13 protein-coding genes, 1 tRNA gene and 6 pseudogenes are annotated in these 17,972 nt (G+C 70.1%); 8 read left to right on the top strand and 12 right to left on the bottom strand.

Annotated features, from left to right (window positions below; genetic code table 11):
• Positions 1 to 471: 471 nt before the first annotated feature.
• The gene (locus BJF85_RS13795) at positions 472 to 864 is read right to left on the bottom strand and encodes a pilin (protein ID WP_369822169.1); all 393 of its coding nucleotides are present in this window, start codon (positions 862 to 864) and stop codon (positions 472 to 474) included.
• Between the two features lie 41 nt (positions 865 to 905).
• Entirely contained in the window at positions 906 to 1,790 is an 885-nt protein-coding gene (locus tag BJF85_RS13790; RefSeq protein WP_075847941.1) for a hypothetical protein, read from the bottom strand.
• A 631-nt stretch (positions 1,791 to 2,421) separates the two neighbouring features.
• On the opposite strand from BJF85_RS13790, the gene BJF85_RS13785 reads away from it, so the two are divergent.
• The 5 genes and pseudogenes from BJF85_RS13785 to BJF85_RS30105 all read left to right on the top strand — a co-directional run.
• Complete coding sequence (locus BJF85_RS13785; RefSeq protein ID WP_075847939.1) at positions 2,422 to 3,126, top strand: hypothetical protein; 705 nt, start codon at positions 2,422 to 2,424, stop codon at positions 3,124 to 3,126.
• Positions 3,127 to 3,137: 11 nt separating this feature from the next.
• Complete coding sequence (locus tag BJF85_RS13780) at positions 3,138 to 3,911, top strand: DNA modification methylase (protein WP_075847937.1); 774 nt, start codon at positions 3,138 to 3,140, stop codon at positions 3,909 to 3,911.
• Positions 3,908 to 4,981 carry a site-specific DNA-methyltransferase gene (locus tag BJF85_RS13775; protein WP_075847935.1) on the top strand — a complete coding sequence of 358 codons (1,074 nt, stop codon included), beginning with the start codon at positions 3,908 to 3,910 and terminating at the stop codon, positions 4,979 to 4,981. The genes BJF85_RS13780 and BJF85_RS13775 overlap by 4 nt, the downstream gene beginning before the upstream one ends.
• Positions 4,982 to 5,486: 505 nt before the next feature.
• On the top strand, positions 5,487 to 5,654 hold the full coding sequence (locus BJF85_RS28020; protein WP_158056943.1) for a hypothetical protein: 168 nt from the start codon (positions 5,487 to 5,489) through the stop codon (positions 5,652 to 5,654).
• Positions 5,651 to 6,511, top strand: a pseudogene (locus BJF85_RS30105) (recombinase family protein); the annotation flags it as partial. The gene BJF85_RS28020 and the pseudogene BJF85_RS30105, both read left to right, overlap by 4 nt.
• Here the strand turns inward: BJF85_RS30105 and BJF85_RS31440 are convergent.
• The 6 genes and pseudogenes from BJF85_RS31440 to BJF85_RS13750 form a co-directional block, all read right to left on the bottom strand.
• On the bottom strand, positions 6,428 to 6,607 hold the full coding sequence (locus tag BJF85_RS31440; protein WP_369822167.1) for a hypothetical protein: 180 nt from the start codon (positions 6,605 to 6,607) through the stop codon (positions 6,428 to 6,430). The pseudogene BJF85_RS30105 and the gene BJF85_RS31440 overlap by 84 nt on opposite strands.
• Before the next feature lie 306 nt (positions 6,608 to 6,913).
• Positions 6,914 to 7,261 carry a hypothetical protein gene (locus tag BJF85_RS30100; protein WP_255375616.1) on the bottom strand — a complete coding sequence of 116 codons (348 nt, stop codon included), beginning with the start codon at positions 7,259 to 7,261 and terminating at the stop codon, positions 6,914 to 6,916.
• Between the two features lie 145 nt (positions 7,262 to 7,406).
• Positions 7,407 to 7,479: transfer RNA gene (locus tag BJF85_RS13765), tRNA-Ala, on the bottom strand.
• 86 nt (positions 7,480 to 7,565) lie between these two features.
• Positions 7,566 to 8,392 (bottom strand): annotated as a pseudogene (locus BJF85_RS13760) (ABC transporter ATP-binding protein).
• Positions 8,389 to 9,467, bottom strand: a pseudogene (locus BJF85_RS13755) (FecCD family ABC transporter permease). The pseudogenes BJF85_RS13760 and BJF85_RS13755 overlap by 4 nt, the downstream one beginning before the upstream one ends.
• Positions 9,464 to 10,518 (bottom strand): annotated as a pseudogene (locus BJF85_RS13750) (FecCD family ABC transporter permease). The pseudogenes BJF85_RS13755 and BJF85_RS13750 overlap by 4 nt, the downstream one beginning before the upstream one ends.
• A 108-nt stretch (positions 10,519 to 10,626) precedes the next feature.
• On the opposite strand from BJF85_RS13750, the pseudogene BJF85_RS13745 reads away from it, so the two are divergent.
• Positions 10,627 to 11,493: pseudogene (locus BJF85_RS13745) on the top strand (ABC transporter substrate-binding protein); the annotation flags it as partial.
• Positions 11,494 to 11,628: 135 nt separating this feature from the next.
• On the opposite strand, the gene BJF85_RS13740 reads toward BJF85_RS13745, so the two are convergent.
• From BJF85_RS13740 to BJF85_RS13720, 4 genes are all read right to left on the bottom strand, one after another.
• Positions 11,629 to 12,189, bottom strand: a complete 561-nt coding sequence (locus BJF85_RS13740) for a YbaB/EbfC family nucleoid-associated protein (RefSeq protein ID WP_075847979.1) — start codon at positions 12,187 to 12,189, stop codon at positions 11,629 to 11,631.
• Between the two features lie 428 nt (positions 12,190 to 12,617).
• On the bottom strand, positions 12,618 to 13,772 hold the full coding sequence (locus BJF85_RS13730; RefSeq protein WP_075847931.1) for an NlpC/P60 family protein: 1,155 nt from the start codon (positions 13,770 to 13,772) through the stop codon (positions 12,618 to 12,620).
• Positions 13,769 to 14,101: a hypothetical protein gene (locus BJF85_RS13725; RefSeq protein ID WP_075847977.1), complete on the bottom strand. Its 333-nt coding sequence runs from the start codon at positions 14,099 to 14,101 to the stop codon at positions 13,769 to 13,771. The genes BJF85_RS13730 and BJF85_RS13725 overlap by 4 nt, the downstream gene beginning before the upstream one ends.
• A gap of 51 nt (positions 14,102 to 14,152) precedes the next feature.
• Positions 14,153 to 15,010 (bottom strand): thioredoxin domain-containing protein, encoded by an 858-nt coding sequence (locus tag BJF85_RS13720; RefSeq protein WP_369822166.1) that lies wholly within the window; start codon positions 15,008 to 15,010, stop codon positions 14,153 to 14,155.
• Between the two features lie 100 nt (positions 15,011 to 15,110).
• On the opposite strand from BJF85_RS13720, the pseudogene hrpB reads away from it, so the two are divergent.
• Positions 15,111 to 17,608: pseudogene (hrpB, locus tag BJF85_RS13715) on the top strand (ATP-dependent helicase HrpB).
• Between the two features lie 28 nt (positions 17,609 to 17,636).
• Entirely contained in the window at positions 17,637 to 17,942 is a 306-nt protein-coding gene (locus BJF85_RS13710; RefSeq protein ID WP_075847975.1) for a nucleotidyltransferase family protein, read from the top strand.
• Positions 17,943 to 17,972: the final 30 nt, after the last annotated feature.

Genomic DNA, 17,972 nt, shown 5'->3' with positions numbered 1-17,972 from the left:
CCGGTGTGACCAGGTCCCGGAAGAACGAGTCGATCGCGTCGTTGACGCACGCCGGGATATCGGTGATGCCGCACGAGGAATCCTCTCCGGTCCCGTCCCGGTCGGGGTGATCCCGCTCCTGGTCCGGTGGCGGCGGGGTCGACGTTGTCGGCTGTGGGATGCATCCGGGCCCCTCACACGGCCGTTCCTGCTGCGACGGCGCCGGAGGTTCCGACGGCTGATCCGGCAGCTGGCACACCGGCAGCGGCGAGTCCGGACCGCAGTCGTCGACCGGAGGCAACGGCAGCGGCGGAGGGGCTGCCGGGAGCTCCGGCGCGGCGGGGCCTGGGCGGGTGTGGGCTGGGCCGCGGCCGTGCCCGCGCGGCAATGCCGGCCACCATGATCAGGGCGAGCAGGCCGGCCACCGCGGCGAGCGCGCGGCCGAGCCGGCGGCCGGCCCCAGGGCTGGTGAGTGCGGTAGCCGACATGGGATCAGCTCGCCCCGACGATCCCTTTGAGGATCTCCACGACCAACGGCGCGAGCGCGGCGAGCCCGTAGCCGAAACCGGCCGACTTGAACGCTTGTTTGGCCTTCTCGACCTCGCCCGGGTCGCCGTTGGCCAGGACGTATCGGACGCCTCCGATGGTGAGGAACACGGTGGCGAGCAAGGCGAGGATGCCCATGATCCAGTTGCGGACGTTGTTGAGCACGTCATCGACCGAGCGGGCCAACGCGAGCACCTGCGTGGGCTCAGCCGAGGCCGTCGTGGTGGCCGTGAGCAACACGGCGAGCGTCGCCGCCGCGAGGACGCCGGTGCGCCGCGCGCGGCGACGCCGGATGTGGCGAGGGTGGGTGGGTCGAGTACTGGGCGCGTTCGGGCGCATGAGGAACCTCCAGGACGTCTCGAGCGGGTGGCGGGCAGTACTCACCCGCGGTCCTGAAGTCCGGATTTCGGGCGCGCATTGGACACGGCCGCATCGACTTCTTCCGCTACGCTGTGTGTCCGCGTCCCGGCGTGATGGATGTCGGTGTGGGTGGTGGCCTCGGCGCCGGTGGGGTCGGCCTCGGCCGACTCGTCGGCGGTCTCGGTGATCCAGGCGGCGAGTCGGTGTTCGGCCCGTGAGCGGGTCTTGTAGGCGGCCCAGAACTCGATGCCGCGGCGCGTCGCCCACTCGTTCAGCGCGGTGTCGCCGAGCCGGGTCTCCGAGATCGCGTCGGCCTCGGTCTCGGTCAGGACTCCGGCCAGCACGGCGCGTGCCAAGACCAAGTCGGGGTGGCCGGATGGGTGTCGTGGTTCGGCCGAGAAGAACCCGGGCGACTTCGGAGTGGGTCCGTCCAGCGCGGCGATCAGGGCCGCGTGCCCGGCGCGGTAGGCGGCCCACCGCAGCCGGATGGTGATCCGCCCGGTGGTGATGTCAATCGTGTGGAGGGTGTCGAGAAAGCCTCGGACGATCTCGGCGTGAATGTCGGCCGGGTCGCCGGCGTAGCGGTCGGTGAGCCGGGATGCCATCGGGGTCAGCATCGGCAGGGCGAGTCCGACGGCGACGATCGTCCACGTGCCGCCCTCGTCGCGGGAACGGGTGATCACGTGCCGCCAGATCTGATCCCATACGCGGCGCGGGCAGGACCGTCGCAACAGCAGATCGCGGAGCTCGTCGACCCGGATGTCACGGTCGGGTAGATAGTCGAACGCGCGCCCGTCCACGGTCACCGGGTGATCCCCGGCGGTCAGCCATCCGAACGCCACGCGGGCGGCATCCAACGGGCTGGTGGGCCACTCTTCGTGTCCAAAAGCGGGACGGTGTGCCATGGCTGGCTCCTCTCGAAGCGGCGGATAACAACGCCACCGAGAGGGCCAGGCGGAGCACAGCGCACCGCACGGCCACGTACTACCAACTGCTTGCGGTAACCCCCGCGCCGCGAAACAAGAAGATCGACAACCCGCCGCGATTCGAGATCGCGGATCGGGCCGAAAACAACCCTTGCACCTGGCGATTTAGTCGCTTCTTATTTGGGCGCTGTCACCTTCACTCGGCCCATTCAGAGACCAACGGAAACGATCTCCGCGAGGTGCCGAGACGATCTTGCTTACGCCGGGAAGGTGACCAGGAGCGCTGGCTGCCCACCCATGACGACTCGCGCCGCCACGCCCGCCGCGGTGATCGGCACCAGGGTCACGGCTAACCCGCGCTTGTTACCCAGCGCCACCAGCGACGCCGACGCGATCGCTCATGGAAAGTTTTCGTCGGGCTGTCCAATCCGGGCGTGTTTCGCGGACTTCAGGAGCGTCCACATCACGTCGCGATGATCACGGAGCGCCTGACATGCCCCCACTGCCCACACCGCACACGCCGGACGGGCCCGAGCACCACAGCCCCTCAGCCAGGCTCCGACCGACCCCGCGCGCCGGGACCGACGCGGGTAGCCCTGGCGATCATGCTGTGGCCGCTGCGGCGAGTGTCCGGTTCTGTCGCGTCGACCCCAGCGCGTCCCTTCACGAGCGGATCGCGGCGACCGTCCGCGTGATCGTCACGACCTACAGCGCCCCCGGCGACCGCATCGCCCTCGCCGACGCCACCGACACCGCGTCGCCCGGATCGCGGTCGGCTCACGAACACCGCGACCGACTCGTCGAGACCGTGCTGCGACTCGCTCGCGGAGCCGCCACCGAACCCACCCCACGCCGCTTCGACGAGCACGCCGGTGAGCACGGTGACCCCAGGCGCGGCGCCGACTCCAGGACGGAGTCCGAGTCCGGTTTCGGACTGCCCCTCCCGGACGACGCATCGACCCGACCCGCGCGCGATCCACGCCAGGACCGATTCGATGTGATCATCTGCGGCTGCGGATGGGGCCCGCCCAATCCGAGTCTCATCGCCGACTGGACCCCCTCGCTCGCATCCGACGGTGCCTTGATCGTCCTCACACACAGTGACCGGCCAGGCGGAGGGCGAACGGCACGCTCAGGCGCCATGGTGCGCGCGGCGACGCTCGCCGGGCTGACCTTGACCGACCGTCTGATCGTGGCGCGTGAAACCCCCAGCACCGCGCCCCCAGTTACCACTCGCGCGCGCCGCGCGGTGGCACGCGACGGGCACCGCCGCATCCACGCAAGCGCCCATGTCTTCCGCCCCACAGGGCCGTAAGGGGAGCCGCCATGCCGAAGAACCTCGCAGGGCCATCCAGCGTGTGGGCCACAGGACAGCCCACGCCACGGCGACAGGTCAGTGATCGGCACGTGGGCATGTCTCGTAGCGACATCGCACTCACACCAGCCATCGCGCAATGGATCATCCGGACCTACACCGAACCCGGCGACCTCGTCTGCGACCCCAATCCCGGACCGGGCCTCGCACTCGTCGAGAGCATTCGCGCCAATCGTCACGCAGTCGCGCTGCCACCGCACCCACGGTGGCAGTCAGCGCTCGACGCAAACCTCGACCTCGCTCGCCTCGCGGGCAGCACCGGGAAGGCCACACTGCTAGGTGGCATCGACGACCCTCACGCCGCGTCTCTGCCTGGTGCCGTCGACCTCGTGCTCACCGGGCTACGCCCCACACCTGCCGGCGACCCCAGCCGCCTTCTGGTCAACCTCTACGAAGACCTCGACGCGGTCGTCGACTGGGTCTGGCCCGGCGGCCACGTCATCATCACCTGCCGCCCGTGGCGACGCCGCCGGCACCTCGTCGACCTCCCCGGTCAGATCCATGACGCAGCAAGCGCCGTCGGTCTGAAACCCGCTGATCACTGCATCGCGTTGATCTCACCCATTCACGACTCTCAAGTCCGCGCCCGGCAGGCCCGCAACCGAATCGCCGACCCGCGAACGCGCGACATCCACGGCACCCCCACCGCTCACCCGACTCATGTGGACGTCCTGGTCTTCCGGGCGCCGGCCGCAGGCCACGTAGCGCAAGGCGGTGGACAATGACCAGCCTCTACTACCGCGACGCTGCCGCCGAACTCCACCTCGGCGATGCCGTCGACGTGATGGCCACGCTTCCCAGCGGCTCGGTGGATTGCGTGGTGACCTCGCCGCCGTATTGGGGGCTCCGCGACTACGGCACCGCCACCTGGACCGGCGGCAATCCCCGATGCCGCCACACCCTCGGGACCACACCCCACCAACGCCGATCACCCACGGCCAGGCCCACAGCCGACGCGGCGGAGGATCGCGAACCACGGTGTCGCCGCTGCGGCGCCCTCTGCCATGACCGTCAATACGGGCACGAACCCACGCCGGAAAAGTACGTCGACCAGCTGCGTCACACGTTCACCGAAGTACGCCGTGTCCTCGATCCGCGTGGCACGTTGTGGCTCAATCTCGGTGACGGATACAGCTCCAACAGCGACGGCTATGTTTGCACCCGCCGCAGAAATGTTCGTCAACCCTCCTACCGTCCGGCCGCGGGAATCACACACAAGAGCCTCGTGGGAATTCCCTGGCGAGTTGCCTTCGCCCTCCAATACGACGGATGGGTCATTCGCAACGCGATCGTCTGGCACAAACCCAACGCCATGCCAGAATCGGTACGCGACCGCCTATCGTGCCGATACGAAATAGTCTTCCTCCTGACAAAGCAGCAGGATTACTACTTCAACCTGGACGCAATCCGGGAACCCTACACTACGGACCGGCCGCTCCGGCGAAAACGTCGCTACGGTGGCAATAAAGGGAACGCGATCGCTACGCCGTGGACACCGAAAGGAAAAGGAAAGAACCCCGGCGACATGTGGTCAATCTCGACGCGCCCGTTACGCCAGGCGCACTGCGCGCCATTCCCGATCGACCTGCCGCTGCGCTGCATCGCCGCCGGCAGCCCCGACGGCGGACGCGTTCTTGACCCATTCTCCGGCGCGGGCACAACCGGACTCGCCGCGCGACACCTGGGGCGCTTCTACCAGGGCATCGATCTGCGACCCGACTACCACGACATCGCCCTCCGACGGTTCAACAACCAGCAACCCGACGAGCTCAACGAGCCCGGCACCGCGGCATGACCTCGACGCCCCGACTAACGTGACCTACTCGACCGCACCCGTCGCCGCCGCGACGGGGTTCCAAGACCCAGTCGGTCAGCGACCACGCGCCGTCGGGAGACGAAGCGCAGCGAGACCGCTCCGCTCGGCACCCTCTGCCACCACAGCGCGCATCATGGCGCGCCCCGCGCCCACCGACCCGTCAAAGGCAAGCGCGGGTGCCCGGCTCCGATGCGCCGGCCGGGTCGACCGATACCCAACCAGCGACCAGCGCCGCGAACTCCAACACGACGTCAAGTTCGCGGGCTCGGAGGTGCATCCTCGTGAGCTCTGATTACCCGGACCACCGGTCAGCGCACACTTCCGACGATCACGCTGACACGGACGCCTTACCTGCAGAATCGCGCCGCGCAGACAGCGGCGCCGGCGTTACGGTTCCTTCCGAAGCCACCAGCCTCGGGCTGGCACCCCTCACCAGGCCGCTCCACGACGACGCAATAACCGCCGTCGTGACGGTCGCCAGTTGGTGGTGCAGGGTGTGCGGCACGATCCGCCGGACATCCACATGCTCGCGCGCGTCGTTGCCAGCCTGGCAACCGACATGGTGGAGAAGCGAGACGAACTGAACCCGGCAACAGCCGACGCGGCCGACAGCCAGCCCGCGACCGCGTGCGACGACGAAGGAAGCCCATGACCAGCGCCTACGCTGACTCCTCCGACGAAACGGAGCCGGACCCCGCGGTCGCTGTCCACCGTCCTGTCGATGACGTAGAGCCCGGCACACGCACCGTCATCTACCTGCGTGTGTCCTCGACCGGCCAGGTCAACACCGACTACGACGCCGAAGGCATCTCCATCCCCGCGCAGCGCGAAGCCTGTCTGCGCAAAGCGCGAGACCTCGGCCTCACCGTCGTTGACGAGTACGTCGAACCCGGACGCTCCGCCCTCGAGATGACCAAGCGCGAAGCATTCCAAGAGATGCTCGCCCGCGTACGGAGCCTCGAAGACGTCGACGCCATCATCGTGTACCAGCTCTCGCGGATGGCGCGAAACCGCTACGACGACGCGATCGTCATGGCCGACCTACGCAAACGCGGCGTCAGGCTGGTCGCAGCCACCGAAGCCATCGACGACACCCCGGTCGGCCAACTCATGCACGGCATCCTCGCCACCTTCAACGAGTACCAATCCCGCCAATCCGGGGCCGACATCGCCTACAAGATGGGCCAGAAAGCCCGCAACGGTGGCACGCTCGGGCGCGCCAAGCTCGGCTACCTCAACCACATCGACCACTTCGACGGCCGCGTCATCCGCACCATCATCGTCGACCCCGACCGCGCTCCCCTGGTCAAACTCGGCTTCGAGCTCTACGCCACCGGCGACTACTCCCTCGACGACCTCGCCGACGAGCTCTACGACCGAGGCCTCCGCACCCGGCCCACCAACCGCCACCCCGCGAAAAAGGTCTCAATCAACAAGCTCTCCCAGATGCTGCGCGACAGCTACTACATCGGCTACGTCGACTACCAGGGAGAACAGATCCGCGGACGCCACGAAGCCCTGATCGACGACGACCTGTTCGACCAGGTCCAACAGATCCTCGACTCCCGCACCACCGCCAAGGAACGCCGCCGCGTCCACCACCACTACCTCAAGGGATCGGTGTACTGCGGATACTGTCGACGCACAGGCAGGACCCAACGTCTAGTGATCCAGCGCACCGTAAGCCGCCGAGGCTACGAGTACTTCTATTTCTTCTGTCGCAACAAGCGTGACGGTCTGTGCCCCGGCCCGCACATGCACGTCTACCACGTTGAGGAAGCCGTCGAACGGCACTACGCCAGCATCTGCTTCCACCCCACGTTCATCGCAGAAGTCAGCGCAACCGTCGACGCAGTCATCGACGAACAGGAAGCCTCAGTCCGGCTCCTTCATCAACAGCTCACCAGCCAGCTACAAGAACTCGACACTCAAGAGGCCAACGTGATCGACCTCGTGGCCGACGGCACCGTGCCCCGAACCAAGGTCAAGGACAAGCTCCGCGAGATCGACACCGAACGCCGCAAACTCTCCCGCCGCCTCGAGACAGCCAACGCCGACCTCACCGACAACGCCCAGCTCATCAAGGCCGCGCTGAAACTCCTCGAAGACCCGCAGGAGCTCTACCGACGGTGTGATGAACAACAACGGCGCCTGCTCAACCAGGCCATCTTCCGAGGTCTCTACATCGAGGACGACGAGGTCACCGGCCACGATCTCCAGGGGCCGTTCGGCGCGCTCCACGCCCTCCAGCACGAACACACCCAGAGCACCGCAACCGCAAGCCAGCCGCCAAGCACGCACAGCAAAAAGGCCACCCGCCCTGCAGGTGGCCTTTCGACTTCCGGTGTTGCCCTCCTACTGAAGGGCGTTCACTCGGGCACGGGTTCTAATAACAACCCTAGGGTGGAGCTAAGGGGATTCGAACCCCTGACCTTCTCACTGCCAGTGAGACGCGCTACCAACTGCGCCATAGCCCCGTGTTGTGTTCGCGGTTCGCACCGCTGCCTGTGCGAAATAATGTACCCCACCGCCATCGGGGGTTCGCACCGGGGGTCCCTGTTGGTCACGCAGGGTCGTGCGCGGGGGCGTCGTGGAGGTGGGCGCTGATGGGCAGGACGAGTGGGGTGCCGGCGACGGGGTCGGGCAGGACTTTGGCGTCGAGGCCGAAGACGTCGGAGAGTAGTTGTTCGGTGAGGACCTCGTGGGGTGGGCCTTGGGCGACGATGGCGCCGTCGTGCATGGCGACGAGGGTGTCGGCGTAGCGGGCGGCGAGGTTGAGGTCGTGCAGGACCATGACGACGGTGGTGCCGCGTTCGGTGTGCAGGCGGTGGGCCAGGTCGAGCACTTCGATCTGGTGGGCCAGGTCGAGGTAGGTGATGGGCTCGTCGAGCAGGAGCAGTGAGGTGTCCTGGGCGAGGGTCATGGAGATCCAGGCGCGTTGACGTTGACCGCCGGAGAGTTCGTCGACGACGCGGTCGGCGTGGGCGTCCATGCCGGTGACGGCGAGTGCGTGGGCGACGGCGTCCTCGTCGGTGGCCGACCACTGGCGGTACCAGTGTTGGTGGGGTTGGCGGCCGCGGGAGACGAGGTCGCCGACGGTGAGGCCTCGGGTGCGCTGGGGGTTTGCGGGAGGAGGCCGACGGTCTTGGCGACCTCTTTGGTGGGCATGCGGTCGATGCGCCGGCCGTCGAGGAGGACGGCTCCGCCGCGGGGGCGCAGGAGGCGGCCCATGCCTCGGAGCAGGGTGGATTTGCCGCAGCCGTTGGGGCCGATGATGACGCTGATGGCGTTGTCGGCGATGTCGAGGTCGAGTCCGTCCTCGGCGCCGACGACGATGCGGTCGTCGTAGCCGAGGCGGACACCGTCGGCCTGCAGGCGGGATGGGGTCATCGGCGGACCTCCTTGCGGGTGCGCAGGAACAGGAAGATGAGGTACGGCGCGCCGAGGATGGCGGTGAGGACGCCGACGGGCAGGTCGCCTGCGACGAGGCGGACGGCGAGGTCGGCGCTGACGGTGAGCAGTGCGCCGAGGACCAGGGAGCCGACGAGCGGTGGCTGGGGGCTGCGCACGAGCCGGAGCGCGATCTGCGGGGTGGCGAGTGCGACGAAGGTGATCGGCCCGGCCACGGCGGTGGCGACGGCGGCGAGTGCGGTCGCGAGGAGCAGCAGGGTCGCGCGGGCCGCGTCGACGCGGATGCCGAGGCCGCGGGCGGTGTCGTCGCCGAACTGGAGGCCGCCGAGGGTGTGTGCGGCGGCCACGGTCACGGGGACGAGCAGCGCGAGGGCCAGCGCCACGGGTCCGATGGATTCCCAGCCGACGCCGGCGAGGTTGCCGACGATCCAGGTGGTGGCGCGGGTGGCGTCGTCGACGTCGCCGACGGTGAGCAGCCAGTAGACGACGTTGCTGCCGATGGCCGACAGGCCGATGCCGACGAGCACCATGCGGTAGCCCTCGAGGCCGCGTTTCCACGCGAGGACGTACAGCAGGATGCCGGCGACGAGTCCCCCGGCGAGGCCGGCGAGGGGAACGCCGAGTTCGGCGACGGCGCCGCTGATCTGGCCCGCGGTGCCGCCGAGGACGATGACCGACACCGCGCCGACGCCGGCGCCCCAGGTCACGCCGAGGATGTCGGGGCTGGCGAGCGGGTTGCGGGCGATCGTCTGGAACAGGGCGCTGCCAGTCCGAAGGCGGCGCCGACGAGGATGCCGGCGAGGGTTCGGGGCAGGCGGAGGTCGAAGATGATGCCGGTCTCGCGGTCGTCCCCGCCGCCGACGAGCGTGCGCAGGACGTCGAGGACCTCGATGTCGGACGTGCCGCGGGCGATGTTCACGGCCGCCACCAGCACGAGCAGACCCAGGCAGATCAGCGGCACGAGCACGGATCGCGGGCGGAACGAGGCGGCGAACCGGCCGACGCGCGCGTGCTTGCGCCCGGGCACGGCGTCGATGTCGCGGACAGCGCTCATATCTTGCTCAGCCCCCTCCGCCGGACCAGGTAGATGAACGCGGGTGCGCCGATGGCGGCGAGCAGGATGCCGACCTCGAGCCGATCGCCGGCGACGAGGCGGCCGACGACGTCGGCGACGAGCACGAGCACGGCGCCGAGCAGTCCGGCGTACGGGACGAGCCACCGGTAGTCGGGGCCGGTGATCGCCCGCGCGATGTGCGGCACGAGCAGGCCGACGAACGCGATCGGCCCGCAGGCCGAGACGGCGGCGCCGACCAGCAGTGTGACGGCCAGGATGCCGAGGATCCGGGTCCGGCGGACGTCCCTGCCCAGCGCGGTCGACACGTCGGCGCCGAGCGCGAGGCTGTTCAGACCGGGCGTGTTGGCCAGCGCCAGCAGCAGGCCGACGAGCAGGAACGGCGCGAGCTGACCGGCGACGGCCAGTTCCCGGCCCGCGATCGATCCGACGTGCCAGAACCGGTAGGTGTCCATGCCCTGCCTGCTGCCGAGGACGATCGCCGAGATCACGCCGTACAGCAGCGCGCTGACCGCCGCGCCCGCCAGCGCGAGCGTCACGGGCGTGCCGCCGCCGCGCGCCGTGCCGAGCAGGAACACCACCACGGCCGCGATGAGCGCCCCGGCGAAGCGAACCAGATGAACGTGCTCAGCGAGGTGATCCCGAGGACCACGACGGCGAGGACGACGCCGAGCGCGGCGCCCTGGTTGACGCCGAGCAGGCCGGGGTCGGCGAGCGGGTTGCGCGTGTGCCCCTGCATCAGCGCCCCTCCGACGCCCAGGGCGATGCCCGCGAGCACGCCGAGGAGCGTGCGGGGGACCCGGAGCGAACGCACGATGATGTCGTGCTCCTCACCGGCCGGGGCGACGAGCGCCTGCCAGACGCTCTCGAGCGGCACCGGGTTGGTGCCGTAGGCCAGGCTCGCGGCCACCGCGCACAGCAACGCCGCGACCAGCGCGAACAGGCCTGCCAGGCGCCGCACGCGCAGTCGGCGCAGGGCGGCCGCGGCCGCCGAGGGCCCGGTCGCACGCTGCTCCGTGAGCGTGATTTTCATGGCGCCGGCTCCTTGCAGTATTTCTTAACAGCTCTTCCGGAATTGACAGTCGTCGCTTATGGTCTCGAGGCCTGTTAGGGAAGCCTAACCGAATGGGAAAGGTAGGCAATGATGCGCTTGTCTCACTCTCGAGCCGCGCTCGGCAGAGCCGTGGCCCTCGGGCTGGCCGTATGTCTCGGTTTGTCCGCGTGTGCGTCCAATGAGGACAGTGAGTCCGAATCCGGAAATTCGGGCGGATTTCCGCGCACGATTTCCGACGCCATGGGCGAAACCACCGTCGAGGAACGTCCGCAGAAGGTCGCGGCGCTCGATTCCAGCTACGCCGACGCCGCAGCCTCTCTCGAGACCGAGGTCGTGGCCTACACCAAGTACCCCTCGTCGGACGGGCTGCCCGACTACCTCGGCGAGGACAAGCAGTACCTCGAGGGCGCCAAGGACGTCGGCGCGCTGGAGTCGCCGAACGTCGAGGCGCTCTACGACGTGCAACCGGACCTGATCGTGTCGGCGAAGGTCCGCCACGAGGCGATCCACTCCAAGCTGTCCAACGTGGCGCCGACCGTGTTCAGCGAGTCGACGGGCGCCACCTGGAAGGACAACATCCGCCTGCTCGCCGAGGCGCTCGGCAAGGAGGACCTCGCCGAACGCAAGATCGGCGAGTACGAGGAGCGCGCCAAGGCCATCGGGGACGCGATCGAGCAGAAGGAGGGCTCGATGCCCACCTACTCGCTCGTGCGGTTCATGGAGGGCGAGCAGACGGTGCGGCTGTACGCGAGCAACTCGTTCCCCGCGATCGTCATGAACGACGTCGGCCTGAAGCGGCCGGAGGGCCAGCCCGACAGCAAGGACGAGATCAACGTCGACGTCAGCCAGGAGGACATCGCCAAGCTGGACGCCGACGAGGTGTTCGTCTCGTCCTACGCGGACGCCACGCAGCAGGCCGAGGACCCGCGGAAGCGGTTCGAGTCGAATCCGCTGTGGGGCAAGCTCTCCGGCGAGCTCGCCGACGTCGACGACGAGACCTGGTACGTGTCGGTGAGCCTGCAGGGCGCCCACGCCATGCTCGACGACATCGCCGAGAAGTACGGCGTCGACCCGGCGAAGCCTGACGCCTCACCGGTCCGAACGCAGGGTGGCGGGGTCGAAGCTGTGGACGTCGAAGTCGTCGTCGGGTCCGGCAGCCGCTTCGGGGGTTGCCGCCGACTCGGGCGCAACCGCCCCGGCAGCCACAACTCCGGCCCCGCCGCCCTGCGCCGCGAGCCGTTCGGCACGGCGGCGTTGGAACTCCTCCGCCGTCAGGCCGTTGTCGTCGTGCTCGGCGCGCGCGGGCGCGGGCACCCCGGAGATCTGCTCGATGAGCGAGGTCATGTTCTCGCCCAGCAGCAGGGCGACCTTGTTGTAGCCGTCCTGCGTGGCCTCCTGCATCGCCACCTGCGCGACCTCGACGATCAACGAGCCGAGCCGGTCGGGGCCCCACCGCGCCGCGTCCGGGGTGAGCGTCAACCGCAGCAGTTTCCCGCGCGCGTCGACGGTGAGTTCCATCGTGTTGTCGAGGTCGTGCGCGGTCCCGGTGGCCTGGGCCATGACCTCGTCGACCCGGGACAACGCCTCCTGCCGCGCGCGGGCACCGTCGATGAGTTCCCGCGTGGTCTGGTGGATCGGCTGCTGCTCCATGCGTCACCGGCCCCGGATGATCGGCCGGTCCACATCGCCCGGCCCGTCGGCCTCGTCCTCCGGGTCCTCCGGCAGCGGCTGGTAGCCGAGCGAGGCGAGATGCTCCTCCCCCTCCGGGCCCAATGCGGGCGCCATCGCGCGGTACATGCGGTCGCCCGCCCTGCGCGTCGCGGAGTGGGCGAGCTGCACGATCTCACGCGCCACGTGGTCCATCCCGGCGTGGAACGCCACCGGTGAGACCTTCACGTCCGTGAGCATCCCGCCGGGCGCGACGGCGACGCGGATCGCCCCGTCGGCCGAGGCCGCGCGGCCGGTGACGTCGCCGACGCGGGCGAAACCGTCCCGCGCACGGTCGGCCGTGCTCTCCACCTGCTTGGCGACCCGCGACGACTCGAGGTCGGCATCGAACTCAGCCACGTTCCCCCTCATTACCCTGTCGGTCGGTAGAACCCCTTGAACGGCATACCGGAGTTTTCGGTCCGAATCGGGCCGATCTGAACAGGGTCGCCCGCTTCGATCATCTGACCGTCGCCGATCACCATCGCCACGTGGCCCTCCCACACGACGAGGTCCCCCGGCAGAAGCTGGTCCTGCGACGGGACCTCGGCGCCGACGGCCTGCTCCCCGGAGGTGCGCGGGATATCCAGGCCGGCCTCGCCGTAGGAGGTCATCGTCAGCCCGGAGCAGTCGAGCCCCGAGTCGCGCGCCGTGCCGCCCCACACGTACGGCACGCCGAGCTGCGTGATCGCCGACCGGACGGCCTTGGCCGCGGTCTCGTTGGGTGCCTCGACGGTCGCCCCGCCCGGCAGGTTGATCTCGACGCCGCTTCCCGGCTGCGGCGGGATGGCCTGCGGCAACCGCGGCTTGGTCGCGGTACCGCCGCCACCGCCACCGCCGCCGCCGGCCGCGGCTCCCCCACCGCCACCGCCGGTGCCCACGGAGTTGAACGACGAGGCGACCTGACCGCCGCCACCACCGGCACCGCCACCGCCGGCGGCACCCCCGCCCCCACCTCCGCCGCCTGCGCTGCTCGCGGACGTGCCCGAGTCACCGCCCAGTCCGGACGCGATGGTCGTCAGCTGGTTGAGCGTGCGTTCGCTGCTGTCGGCGGCCTGCCCGGTCAGCTCGGCGATCTTGCGTTGCAACTGCACGAGCAGCTGCCGCGCCTCCGCACCACCGCCGTTCGGCGAGGCCTTCGCGGCCTCGACGGCCTTCATGGTGCTGGTGATCTCTTTGATGATCTCCTCGCGGAGCCGCTCGTTCTCGATCTTGCCGACCTTGAGCGCCTCGGCGGCCTCGGTGACGGCGTCCTCGATCTGCTTGCTCTCCTCGAGCAGGTCCTCGATCTCGGCCTCGAGACTGCGCGCCGTCTCCCCCGCCCGATCGGCGGTCTCACCGGTCGCGCCGGCCTGCAACACCGTGTTGGCGCTACCGGCCTCGGAGCGCACCCCGTCGAGCTCGCCGCGCAACTGCGCCTGACCCGCCGACGCCGTGTCGATGGCGGCGTCGTTGGTCCGCATCTTCTGTTCGAACTGGTTGGTCGTCTCGGTGCCGGTCCGGACGAGCTCGGAGGTCTCGGTCATCCGAGCTCCTTGCCGATCCGGGTCATGACCTCGGACTGGTCGGCCTCGACGACGTCGTAGTTGGCGCCGGTGCGGCGGGCCGCCTCACCCACGGCGGTCCAGTTGCCGCCCAACTTGCCGAGCCGTTCCTGCAACGCCCGCATCCGACCCGTGTACGCGCCGGCGAAACCGGACTCGGACCCCATCGCCGAGAACCCGTCGCCGCCCAGCTCGACGTTGGACGAGACGTTGCCGTCGGTGGACCTACGCACCGCCTCGCCGTGCGGGTCGACGGCACGGGCGTACGTGTCGTAGGCCCCCTCGTCGACATGAAACCCGGATGTGCTCACGAATCCTCCCTCGTCCCCCTCGGCGCGCACGACTTCGACGTCGCCGATCCGTCAGCGGTTCCCCGCGCAGCACAGCGTAGAACACCCGGCCAGGACAGGTGGGGAGAAAAGCGTCAGCTGCCCCCTCCGGAGGTGACCCGGTCGAGCCAGTTCTCGTCGAGCTCGACGACCTGGCCGTTGTGGGTCACGGTCGGCGTGCTGAAGCCCGTGCCCTGCGGACCCTCCTGGTGCAGGCTGCGGTCGTTCGCGGTCTCCTCGAACGCGTCCTGCAGCTGCTGGTCGTAGGTGCCGCCCCGGATGCCCTCGGCGAATGCCTCGCTCTCGATGCCGATGTCGCGGCCGAGCTGGATGAGCTGGTCGTCGTCGTAGGCGCGGGCGCTCGGCGGGCTGGGACTCGAAGAGGCTGTCGTGGAACCGCGTGAATCGGCCCTCGTCGGCTGCCAGCAGCGCCGCGTTCGCCGCGTCGAGCGAGTAGCCGGGCGGGGAGGACTGCTCGGTCAGCATCGGCACCATGTGGGTGCGCACGCGCAGCGAACCGTCGGCGACCTTCTGGTTGATCTGCTGGCCGAACGTCTCGTGGAACTGGCCACACGCCGGGCACAGGAAGTCGACGTAGACGTCGATGGTCGCCCCGGCGTCGGGACTACCGGTCTCGACAACGACGCCGTCGCGCGTTTCCGGGTGCTCCGACCGCACGGGCTCGGCCGCGGGGATCTGCTGCCCCTCGGTCTCGTTCTGCGAGGCGTTGGTCCACAGCACACCGCCGATGATCACGGCCGCCACCAGCACGAGCACACCGATGATCAGGGCGATGCGCTTCCCGTTTCCGCCGCCCCGCGCCTGCGCGACCGCGTTGCGTGCCTGCTGTTCCTGCCGCCGCTTACGCGCGGTCCGTTCCGCTCCGCCCACTGGGGTCCTTCCTCACGTACGTGCGCCTCTTAGGCTACGGAAGTCGGGTAAAAACCCTGTCCACCACCCGACCCCCGACTGTCCGAGGAGCGAGACGCGCATGCGGCTGCCCGACCTGCCGGTGCGCAGCGTCCTGCCCACCGTGCGCGCGGCGCTGGACGAGCACGGTTCGGCCGTCCTCGTCGCACCGCCGGGCACGGGCAAGACAACCGTCGTCCCGCTCGACCTCGCCGACGCCGTCGGCGGACGGATCGTCGTCGCCGAACCGCGGCGCCTGGCCGCACGCGCCGCCGCGCAGCGGATGGCCGCGCTGCTGGGCGAACCGGTCGGCGAGACCGTCGGCTACGCGGTACGCGGCGAGCGGAAGGTCTCGGCCCGCACGCGCATCGAGGTCGTCACGACCGGCCTGCTGGTGCGGCGCGTGCAGCACGACCCCGAGCTGCCCGGGACGTCCGTGGTGTTGCTCGACGAATGCCACGAACGGCACCTCGACGCGGACCTGCTCCTCGCGCTGCTGCTCGACGTGCGAGCGGGCCTGCGCGACGACCTGCGCCTGCTGGCGACGTCGGCGACCGTCGCCACCGACCGACTCGCGGCGCTCCTCGGCACCGGCGTTGGGGACGTTGGGGGCGCTGCACCGGTCGTCACGGCCGAGGCGAGGACGTATCCGGTCGAGGTGCGCCACAGCCCACCGGTGCGCGGCGAACGGCTCGAGGGCTGCGTCGCCCGGACCATCATCGCGGCGCTGAACGAGGCCGACGGGGACGTGCTGGCGTTCCTGCCCGGTGCCGCGGAGATCGGCCGCGTGCGCACACAACTGGACCTGCCGGACGTCGACGTGGTGACCCTGCACGGCCGGCTGTCGGCCGCCGACCAGGACGCGGCGCTGCGCGAGGGAGCTCGACGGCGGGTGGTCCTGGCGACCGCGGTCGCCGAGTCGAGCCTCACGGTGCCGGGCGTGCGGATCGTCGTGGACGCGGGCCGCTCGCGCGTGCCGCGGGTCGACCACCGGCGCGGGTTGTCCGGGCTGACGACCGTGCGCAGTCCGCAGGCCGTCGCCGAGCAGCGCGCCGGACGCGCCGGTCGGCAGGGGCCCGGCGTCGCCTATCGCTGCTGGCCCGAACACGAGACGGCGAGCCTGCCCGCCTACCCCGAACCCGAGATCCGCACCGCCGAGCTCACCCGCCTGGCGCTGGAGCTCGCGTGCTGGTCGACGCCCGACGGCCGCGGGCTGTCGTGGTGGGACCCGCCGCCCGACGGCGCGCTGGCCGCCGGGCGGGAGGTCCTGCGCACGCTGGGCGCGGTCACGGGCGACGGCACCGTGACCACCGCGGCGGCCGCATGGCGGCGCTCGGCGTCCACCCGCGGCTGGCGCGGGCCCTGCTCGACGGGTCGGCCGAGGTCGGCGCCGACACCGCGGCCGAGGTCGCCGCGTTGCTCGACGGCTCGCGCGGCGGCGCGCAGGTCGACGTCGACGGCGCCCTGCGCGACCTGCGCCGGTCACGCTCGCCCGAGGCGTCCCGGATGCGACGCGAGGCCCGCCGGCTCGCCGCCCTCGTGACGCGGGATGCCAACACGGCGACACAGATTGCTGACACGGCGACGCGAGATGCTGACACGGCGACGTGGGGTGCTGACACGGCTGCGGTGGTGGCGTTGGCGTATCCGGAGCGGTTGGCGCGGCGCCGGGACGCGACGTCGAACGTGTATCTCATGGCCGGTGGCACGGCGGCGGAACTGGCCGCGGGCAGCGGCCTCGGCGACGCCGAGTGGCTCGCCGTCGCCGAGGCCACGCGTGAACCGGGCCGCGCCCACGCCGTCATCCGCCTCGCGGCCCGGGCCGACGAGGAACTGGCCACGCGCGTCGCGGCGAGTCTGCTGACCGAGGCCGACGAGGTCGCGTGGTCCGACGGCGACGTCACGGCCCGGTCGGTGCGGTCGCTCGGGGCGATCGTCCTGACCGAACGGCCCCTGCCGAACCCCGACCCGGCACGGCTGCGCGGCGCACTGCTAGACGGTCTGGCCCAGGAGGGACTGGGCGTGCTGCGCTGGTCGGACACGGCGACCCGGTTGCGGCACCGGTTGGCGTTCCTGCACACGCGGTTGGGCGAGCCGTGGCCGGACGTCTCCGACGAGGCACTGCTGGCGCGGGTCGACGACTGGCTCGAACCGGAGCTGTCGGCGGCACGTCGCCGCGCAGACCTGGAGAAGATCGACACGGCGTCGGCGGTGCGCCGGTTGGTGCCGTGGCAGGAGGCGCGCCGGCTCGACGACCTCGCCCCGGAGCGCATCGAGGTGCCGTCGGGCTCGCGGATCGCGGTCGACTACTCGGGTGAGCAGCCGGTGCTGGCGGTGAAGCTGCAAGAGATGTTCGGCCTGCGGGCCACGCCGACGGTGGCGGACGGGACGACCCCGGTCGTGCTGCACCTGCTGTCCCCCGCGGGTAGGCCGGCCGCGGTGACGTCGGATCTGGACTCGTTCTGGGACAGCGGCTACGCGTCGGTGCGCGCGGACCTGCGCGGCCGTTACCCGAAGCACCCCTGGCCCGACGACCCCCGCACAGCCCCACCCACCAGCCGAACCAAACGCAAGAGCTGACCCGACGCCTGCCGGTACAGTTGTGACCATGAGCATGGTGCGGAAGCTCGACACCGAGGCGATCGCCGAGCTGTGTCAGCGGCACTACGTCAAGTCGCTGACGCTGTTCGGCTCGGCGCTGCGCGACGACTTCGACCCGGACCGCAGCGACTACGACTTCCTCGTGGAATTCCTGGATGAGGCTCCCAGCCGCATCCGCGCATGGATGCGACTCAAGGACGACCTCGAACGCCTGCTCGGACGTGACGTCGACCTGATCATCGGCTACGACTTCAGCAACCCCTACTTCGCAGCCGACGTGGCCTCCACCAGGCAAGACCTCTACGCCGCCTGACGCGCCACCCCGACGCGCTCTCCCGACGCG

Origin of the sequence: Saccharomonospora sp. CUA-673 (genome assembly GCF_001942305.1) — a bacterium.
In the GTDB taxonomy this organism is placed as follows: domain Bacteria; phylum Actinomycetota; class Actinomycetes; order Mycobacteriales; family Pseudonocardiaceae; genus Prauserella.
The sequence above is the reverse complement of the archived record's forward strand: the minus strand, read 5'-3'. Positions and strand labels throughout refer to the sequence as shown.